This is a genomic window from Desulfobacula sp. (assembly GCF_030611305.1).
Taxonomy (GTDB): Bacteria; Desulfobacterota; Desulfobacteria; order Desulfobacterales; family Desulfobacteraceae; genus Desulfobacula.
Window position 1 is genome coordinate 1 of the sequence record NZ_JAUWQB010000128.1, and the last position, 7497, is coordinate 7497.

7 protein-coding genes are annotated in these 7497 nt (G+C 40.7%); 2 read left to right on the forward strand and 5 right to left on the reverse strand.

All coding sequences use genetic code 11. From position 1 onward, the window contains the following. Nucleotides 1–79: 79 nt before the first annotated feature. The gene (locus QAI40_RS16280) at nt 80–1147 is read right to left on the reverse strand and encodes a PAS domain-containing protein (protein WP_299983780.1); all 1068 of its coding nucleotides are present in this window, start codon (nt 1145–1147) and stop codon (nt 80–82) included. Nucleotides 1148–1791: 644 nt separating this feature from the next. Here QAI40_RS16280 and ctlX point away from each other — a divergent pair. Next, nucleotides 1792–2751 carry a citrulline utilization hydrolase CtlX gene (gene ctlX, locus QAI40_RS16285; RefSeq protein WP_299983782.1) on the forward strand — a complete coding sequence of 320 codons (960 nt, stop codon included), beginning with the start codon at nt 1792–1794 and terminating at the stop codon, nt 2749–2751. Here ctlX and QAI40_RS16290 read toward each other — a convergent pair. Genes QAI40_RS16290 through QAI40_RS16305 form a run of 4 tightly spaced genes read right to left on the reverse strand, consistent with a single transcriptional unit; the run spans nt 2748 to nt 6220 of the window. Beyond that, complete coding sequence (locus QAI40_RS16290; RefSeq protein ID WP_299983784.1) at nt 2748–2915, reverse strand: hypothetical protein; 168 nt, start codon at nt 2913–2915, stop codon at nt 2748–2750. The two genes, ctlX and QAI40_RS16290, sit on opposite strands and share 4 nt — an antisense overlap. Before the next feature lie 24 nt (nt 2916–2939). Further along, nucleotides 2940–4145, reverse strand: coding sequence for a THUMP domain-containing class I SAM-dependent RNA methyltransferase (locus QAI40_RS16295; protein WP_299983786.1), 1206 nt, complete (start codon nt 4143–4145; stop codon nt 2940–2942). A gap of 29 nt (nt 4146–4174) precedes the next feature. Continuing rightward, nucleotides 4175–5062 carry a DUF4438 domain-containing protein gene (locus tag QAI40_RS16300; RefSeq protein WP_299983788.1) on the reverse strand — a complete coding sequence of 296 codons (888 nt, stop codon included), beginning with the start codon at nt 5060–5062 and terminating at the stop codon, nt 4175–4177. 15 nt (nt 5063–5077) lie between these two features. Beyond that, a complete protein-coding gene (locus tag QAI40_RS16305) occupies nt 5078–6220 on the reverse strand; it encodes an MFS transporter (RefSeq protein WP_299983790.1) in 1143 nt (380 codons plus the stop codon). 172 nt (nt 6221–6392) lie between these two features. On the opposite strand from QAI40_RS16305, the gene QAI40_RS16310 reads away from it, so the two are divergent. Then, on the forward strand, nt 6393–7382 hold the full coding sequence (locus tag QAI40_RS16310; protein ID WP_304511832.1) for a YhdH/YhfP family quinone oxidoreductase: 990 nt from the start codon (nt 6393–6395) through the stop codon (nt 7380–7382). The last annotated feature ends 115 nt before the right edge of the window (nt 7383–7497 follow it).

Sequence of the window (7497 nt, forward strand, 5' to 3'; positions counted from 1 at the left end):
ATTGGCTGATACAGAGCGTTATAGAACAAATGAATAGAAAAGTCTAGATTTATTATTCCTTATAATATCAATAGGTTATCTAATCCATAGAGGATTTACGTGTTTGGCCCCATTTTTTTTTATTCTCGTGCGAAATGTAAGCTGTAGAGTAAATAATTTTTGCATTTTGCCCTATCAACTCATCCTTTGAGTATCCGGTGATTTCACAGAAGCGATCATTAACCTGATAAAGGAATCTGTCACGAACGGCCCCAATACCCGTCGGTGCAGCCCGGAAGATACTTTTCAGTTCCTGCTCGTTCTTTTTCAAGGTATCTTCCATCTGTTTTCGTTCGGTTATATCCTGCACAGTTCCACGAAGTCCAATGATATGCCCTGCACTATTATACATTGTTTCACCTCGGGCTCTAATCTGCAGTATCACTCCGTCTGTTCGAATCATCTCCAAATCGAGATCATATTGTGTTCCTTTGTCTAAAGCCGTTCTTACTGCGATGTCCAATCGTTTAAAGCTTTCAGGAGTAAAGAGCGATGGATGTTCTGCAAAAATTGGTGCAAATTTATTCGGATCACGTCCACTGATATTGTAGAGTTCTTTCGACCAAATAACGGTGTCTGTTCCTGTATCCCACTCCCAACTCCCGATACCGGCCAATCGTTGTGCTTCTGCAAGGCTTCTCTCGCTTTCCCTCAGCACCTCATCTGTTTGTTTAATATCTGTAATATCACGCAGGGTCCCCATGATGCCGATCGGCTTACCCGCATCATCCCGAATAAGTGAATTGTGCATCAAAGTTGGGAAGACAGTGCCATCCCGTTTGACATGCCAGATTTCACCTTTAAAACTGCCTGTTTTTTTTATTTCCAGGTTGGCTGCTTTTACGGATGGTATCTGTTCGGGAGCATGAAAAATGGAGAGGTTTTTACCAGCAAGTTCTTCAGCGGAATATCCGTGCATCTTGGCAAAGGCATTATTTAAATATTCAAGATTGCCATCCAGATCAACCACAGCTATACCTTCGCTGCCTTGATCTACAGCTAATGAGAGAAATTTCAGTTGTTTTTTTGAAGCTGCTCGTTCATCAGCGGTTTCTTCTAATTCCTTTACTCTTTTCTCTAATTCTTCATAAATCGGTTTTGCAGGCATACGGAACCTCTTTTATTGATGAAATGAATTTTGGAAGTGGAACAGCTTGCCATAGTCTACACTCTCCCCAAACCATAAAACCACCAGAATGCGTTTAATATTCTGCCCAATCTATATAAAAATTACAGTAATATATGTTGTAGTGTAAAGTAAATAAATTTTCACAAATTAAATTCATCTATATGGGAAAAAGCTGAATCGAATAAACTAAGACCTCATTATTTTTTATTGGAGAAAAACCATCATTTGAGAATCTTTAATCACTTAGCCAAGCAGCGATTATAGTGGCTATGATTCTGGGTTTTCGTAGATCCATTTCAGGCTGAGAACTACAACAAGAATTGCTCACTTTTTGAAAATTCTTCCGGGCACAATATCCGGTATCCACCTTCTTTGAATCCTCAGATACAAAATTCCGTTATACAGGAGAGTTCAAAATTAAATGTACAAGGTCTTAACGTAGACTATCGTTAAGACCGGCAAGTGTTTGAGCAACAGCGAGAGTACCAGTTTTGGCGGTTAGCGGAACTTAAATTTAGACCTTGTAAGAAATTCAATCGGATTGTTGCAATCCATACCCCGGCCGGGTTAAAATCAGACCGGTATTTTAAATATTTAAACTCGGGACTGGGACAAATGAAAATATGGAAATAAAAATTACCAGAACAGCAGATACCATCCTCATGGTCAGGCCCAAAGATTTTGGCTATAATAAAGAAACCGGAGTTGACAATGAATTCCAGAACAAACCTGATATGACCCCGGAGTTGATTAACAAAAAAGCCAATGAAGAATTTCAAGCCATGGCGGATGGCCTTCGTGGCAAAGGGGTAATCGTCCTGATCCTGGAACCGCCCATCAGCCAGGATGTTACAACACCTGATGCCATTTTCCCTAACAACTGGTTTTCCACTGAGCATGACGGCACCATTCTGACCTATCCCATGATGGCAAAAAACAGAAAGGCCGAAAGGCGACTTATGGAAATAGAGAATCTTCTTAATAAAAACAGATATACCATTCGTAACTGCATTAATGTAGGAAGGCTTGATGAAACAAAAAGGTTTTTAGAAGGGACTGGCAGCCTGATCATAGATCCTGTGGATGAAGTGGTGTATGCAGCCCGGTCCGAGCGATGTGACCCTGATCAGTTTGACAATTTTATCCGTTTAAGGTTTTACCTTGAAGGGATTTTGTTTGATACAAAAAGTTCCTCGGGAAATCCGATCTACCACACCAATGTCATGATGAGTCTTGGAGAAAAATATGCTGTTATCTGTTTGGAGTGCATACCGGATAAAAAACAGAAGAACCATGTCCTTGCGACCCTGAACAAATCCTTTAATGTCATGGAAATAACCATGGACCAGATGGAAAACCACTTTTGCGGCAATATTCTTGAAGTGAGGAACCAGAAAAATGACTCCTTTATTGTAATGTCTGAAAATGCGCGGCAGGGGTTTACAAAGGATCAGAAAAATTTTCTGGAACAATATGGTAAAATCTTAAGTTTTGATCTGTCTATCATTGAAAAAATCGGTGGGGGCAGTGCCAGGTGTATGATGGCGGAAATTTTTTCTGTCAGAGAAAAAGAATTTTCTTAATCTATTCCCATCTGCTTTTCAACTTTGGCAATCTCCTTTAATAAGCTTTCTTTTTCTTCAGATGTTAAACCTTTGGAAGAAAGCCTTTTTTGCAGGCCTAAAAGAATCATCTCCTCCCTGTACTCGTTGCATGTATATTGTCCACCATTTTTTGGCTTTTCCATATCAAAACTTCTCTCAAACTGATTCTAATATAATTCGTATTTTACAAGTTTGCCATCAAGACCGCCGATTTTCAAAGGGCGTTTCCAGGATGGGGAAAGGGGAACCTTCTTAATGTACTTAGGTTCTCCAAAATAGACAAAGGCGGTTGATTTTTTACATTTATTTTTCAAGAAAAGACCAAAATTTTGATAGAACTTGTTAAGATTTTGGTCTTTCCCCATTCGGATACCATAGGGAGGGTTGGTGACTATAACACTGTTGTCTATGGATTCAATATCCTGAAAGTCTTTTTGTTCTATGCTGATTTCACTGCCGAAATGAAGTCCCATAATATTTGTTTTTACGGCATTAACCGAATGCTCAGACACATCGCTTCCCGCAATCATGTTCTTTTTGAGTTCCCTGAAATTGTCCCGGGATTCTTTTTTAATCTGCTCCCATAAATTGGCATCAAAATCGGGTAGTCTTTCAAAACCGAACCGGGTTCTGAATACCTGCGCCGGTATCCTGCAATACTTCATGAGCGCTTCACATAAAAGAGTCCCTGATCCGCACATGGGATCATACAATGGCACTTTGCCATCCCATTCAGACAGCCTGATAATGGATGCGGCTATGGTCTCCTGCATGGGAGCAGATACGGATTCTTCCCTGTAACCGCGTTTGTGCAGAGGCCCACCTGAGGTATCAATACCAAGAGTTGCCAGATTTTTATGAAGATGAAGATTGATAATAATATATGGATCTTTTGAATCCACATTCGGTCTTTTGTTAGTCCTGTCCCTGAAATAATCTGCTATGGCATCTTTGACCCGCAACCCGGCAAAATTGGAATGGGTGATTTCCGACTCAGATACATTGGCAACAATGGAAAAAGTATCTTTAAGTGTAAAAAACTCTTCCCATCTTATTTTTTTGGCCGCCTTATACAGGTCATCCTTGTCGTGGCATTCAAATGAAACAAGAGGAGCTAAGATCCTTGAAACAAGCCTGGAAAAATAATTGATCCGATAAAAATCTTTCTTGGAAGCTTTAAACCATATACCTCTAAAAACCGGTTTTAAATCATAACCACCCAGTTCTTTGAGTTCTTTTATGGCAATGTCTTTTACACTTTCGGCAACCTGTGCAAAAAATAACGATTTTTTTTCATACAGATACTCAAGTTTTGCCTGTTTTCTTGTCTTGCCTTTTCCTTTTTGAAGGATACTTTTCTTTCCTGTATTCAATTTTTTTATCTCACCTTATTATTTTCAGGCTATGCTTTTTTTGTTCCTATTTTCAAAAGGTTGGCGATGTTGGCATTTGAATCCACTACCGGTTCAATTAAGGGTGTTGAACAGGTCATCAACGTGGCTATGCCAGGTCCATGGCCTGCGAGCAGGCAATCTGAATGAACCACAATCCCGATACTGACCGCACCTTTTACAAATGCCCTGCCATAGGAATTATCATGGTCAAGCAATGCCACAAAATCACCGAATTTGAGCCTGTCTAATTTATATTCCTTAACCGTTGCAGGATCACTGGTCATCACATCATAATCCCCGGCGGCAACGTGGGCAGACCCAAGGCCCGATCCCATACACTGGGCAGGCACTATGGTTGTAACAGGCACCTTGAGCCTTTTATCTTTTATCTTTTTAATTTTCATTTTTTTCAAAAGATCGGGATCAAGATTAAACAGCTTGATATCCGGGTAATCAATCAGTTTCAGGCCCTGACCTTTTGTTCGAATCATTATTTTGTCATCATAAGTCAACTGCTTTAGCACTTCTTTGGGAAAATCAACAATCACATGTTCTGATCCGCCATGATGACCGATAACGGTTCCTTTTTCACCTTTTACATCTCCGGACACGATGACAGCCTCATTGCCCACACAGGAAAGAAGCTGGAGAGAGTTATTGGGAAACTCAAAGGGTTTTTCCGCATTTGCAGAACAACTGACGCCGGGTTCTATATGGTCTCCGGCAAGTCCGAAAGCAGAATCTCCCACCTGGATATTTAAGGTAATACCGCCAATACCTGGAAGGATAAAGGGTTTGCCTTCATGATCCACCTTCCAGCCGGGCCTGATCCTGGGAGGGCCTGGTTTGCACTGCATGGACAATTCAACAAGCCTGTCTTCATTAGTTTTTAACATCATCATCTCCATATTTTAATGATCAAGTTTTAATAAAAAGGGGATCGCACCAAACCCGATTAAAGCACTCACAATAAACATATTCTCAAGCCCTGCCACATCGCCAATTATTCCTGCAAGAACGACTGCAATAGATCTGGCAGCAAAAGAGACCATCATAAACAGACCATTGGCTGCCGAGGGGTTGAGTTTTGCATTTTCCTGGATAATTGCCAGCATGACAGGGGTGGTTGAAAGAACAGTAAATCCTGTAATAGCCAGCATAATAATTTTTAAAATCCCTGTTGAAAAAACAAAAACCAAAATGGCGAAGGGTGCTACCATCAATACCCAGAACAATACTCTTTGTCTTCCCAGCCAGTCACTGAAGGTTCCCGCGCATAACACACCCGCTACCCCAAATCCCTCATACAAGGCAAGGGCAGCACCCCCAAGCCAGAGGCTTCCGGTCTCTCTTTCCACAAAGACCGTTAGAAAAACTCCCATGGACGCATGCATAAAGGATCGTACCGATAAAATACCGGACAAGGGAATCAGCACATGTTTAATTTCATGAAATGCCGCTTTTAAAGACCCGTTTCTTTTAATAGATGTCTTTTGTTCCTCTTTTTCAAGGGTAAAATAGAGCAGCACAGATGTTAACATGGCAAATCCCATAACAACATAAAAATGATCCGCTCCCAGGAATGATACGGCAGCCACAGCAAACATAGGCCCCACAGTTCTGGCAGATTCCCCGCCTGTCATAAAAATGCTCATGCCACGGCCCTTTCTATCTCCGGAATACTTTGCAACCAGAACAGGTGTTGGGACATGATATGCCGCCACGCTGATGCCTGCCAAAAAGAGAAGAACCAGTAATACATAGTAGGATGATGCACTTAAAATAAGGCTCATGAATATGGCCGTGACCGTTGGTGTAAGGATAACCAGCCATCGGGCAAGGCCTTTATTGTCTGCAAACAGCCCGATAAAAGGGTTGAGCAGCGCGGGAATCTGCATAACAGTAGATAAAAGTCCTGCCTGGGTTAAGGTCAGTGAGAGCTTCTCTATAATTAATGGCAGTAAGGGAGCAAGAAAACTTGTATACACATCATGGATAAAATGGGAAAATGCGACAAGCGTTACCCTGCCTGTCTGGAATTTTTGAGTTTTCATCCCGGCATAATTATCAAATTTATTTAAGAAAGTAAAAATATTTCTGCCAAATGTATTCCACCCGGTTCAAACAATTTTAAAAAAAATTGGATATCCCATGGAATTCTGATAGATTAATACTTACAATAACTTTTAAAGTCTTCCAATCATTAACTTTATAAGGATAACGCGCATGGATAATTTTTCGTACAAAGCATTGACTGTTGAAGAACCTGAAAAAAATAAATTTATTCGTCAGATTAAAAATGTGAATATTAATGACCTTCCAAAAGGAGATGTTCTCATTCGGGTTAAGTATTCTTCCTTAAATTATAAGGATGCCTTATCCGCCACGGGAAATCGTGGTGTCACAAGGCAATACCCGCATACACCAGGGATTGATGCGGCAGGAATTGTTGAAGAAAGCAATATTGACACAGTTAAAAAAGGAGAAAAGGTCATTGTTACAAGCTATGACCTTGATATGAACACAGCAGGAGGCTTTGGGCAGTATATCCGCGTGCCCGGAGAATGGGTGGTCAAACTGCCCGATGGAATCGATCTGAAACAGAGCATGATATTCGGAACCGCCGGATTTACGGCAGGAATGTCAATTTTTAAACTGATTCAAACCATACGCCCCGAGCATGGAGATATTCTTGTCACCGGTGCTACAGGCGGCGTGGGAAGCCTTGCTGCAGGAATTTTGTCCCACCTTGGATATTCAGTAACTGCTGTCTCTGGAAAACCAGATACCACCTTGCTGAATAATATAGGCGTTAAAACTATCATTGCCAGGAATGATTTTCTTGAAAACACGAAACCGCCCGTTTTAAAACCCCAATGGGCAGGCGTCATTGATACGGTGGGAGGAAAAATTCTGGCAACGGCTATAAAATCAACGAAACCGAATGGAATCGTAACCTGCTGCGGCAATGTGGCATCTCCGGATCTGCCCATTAATGTGTTTCCGTTCATATTAAGGGGCATCTCTCTTCTCGGGATAGATTCACAGCATTGTCCCATGGAATTTCGGTCAAAAATCTGGGAAAAACTGGCCACGGAATGGAAATTCGACATGCTTGAAAACATCTATGATGAAATTTTTATAGATCAATTAAATGATAAAATTGAGCGCATATTAAAAGGAGAGCTAAAAAAGGGTGTTGAAATCAATTTATAATTTACAGAATTTACATAATAATTTCAAATTGTTGTGTTGCAAAAGCCTCTGTTTTCGTGTATTATTTTTATTCGCAAAAACAAAAAATTATAAAACAAAAACAGAGGCAATATGC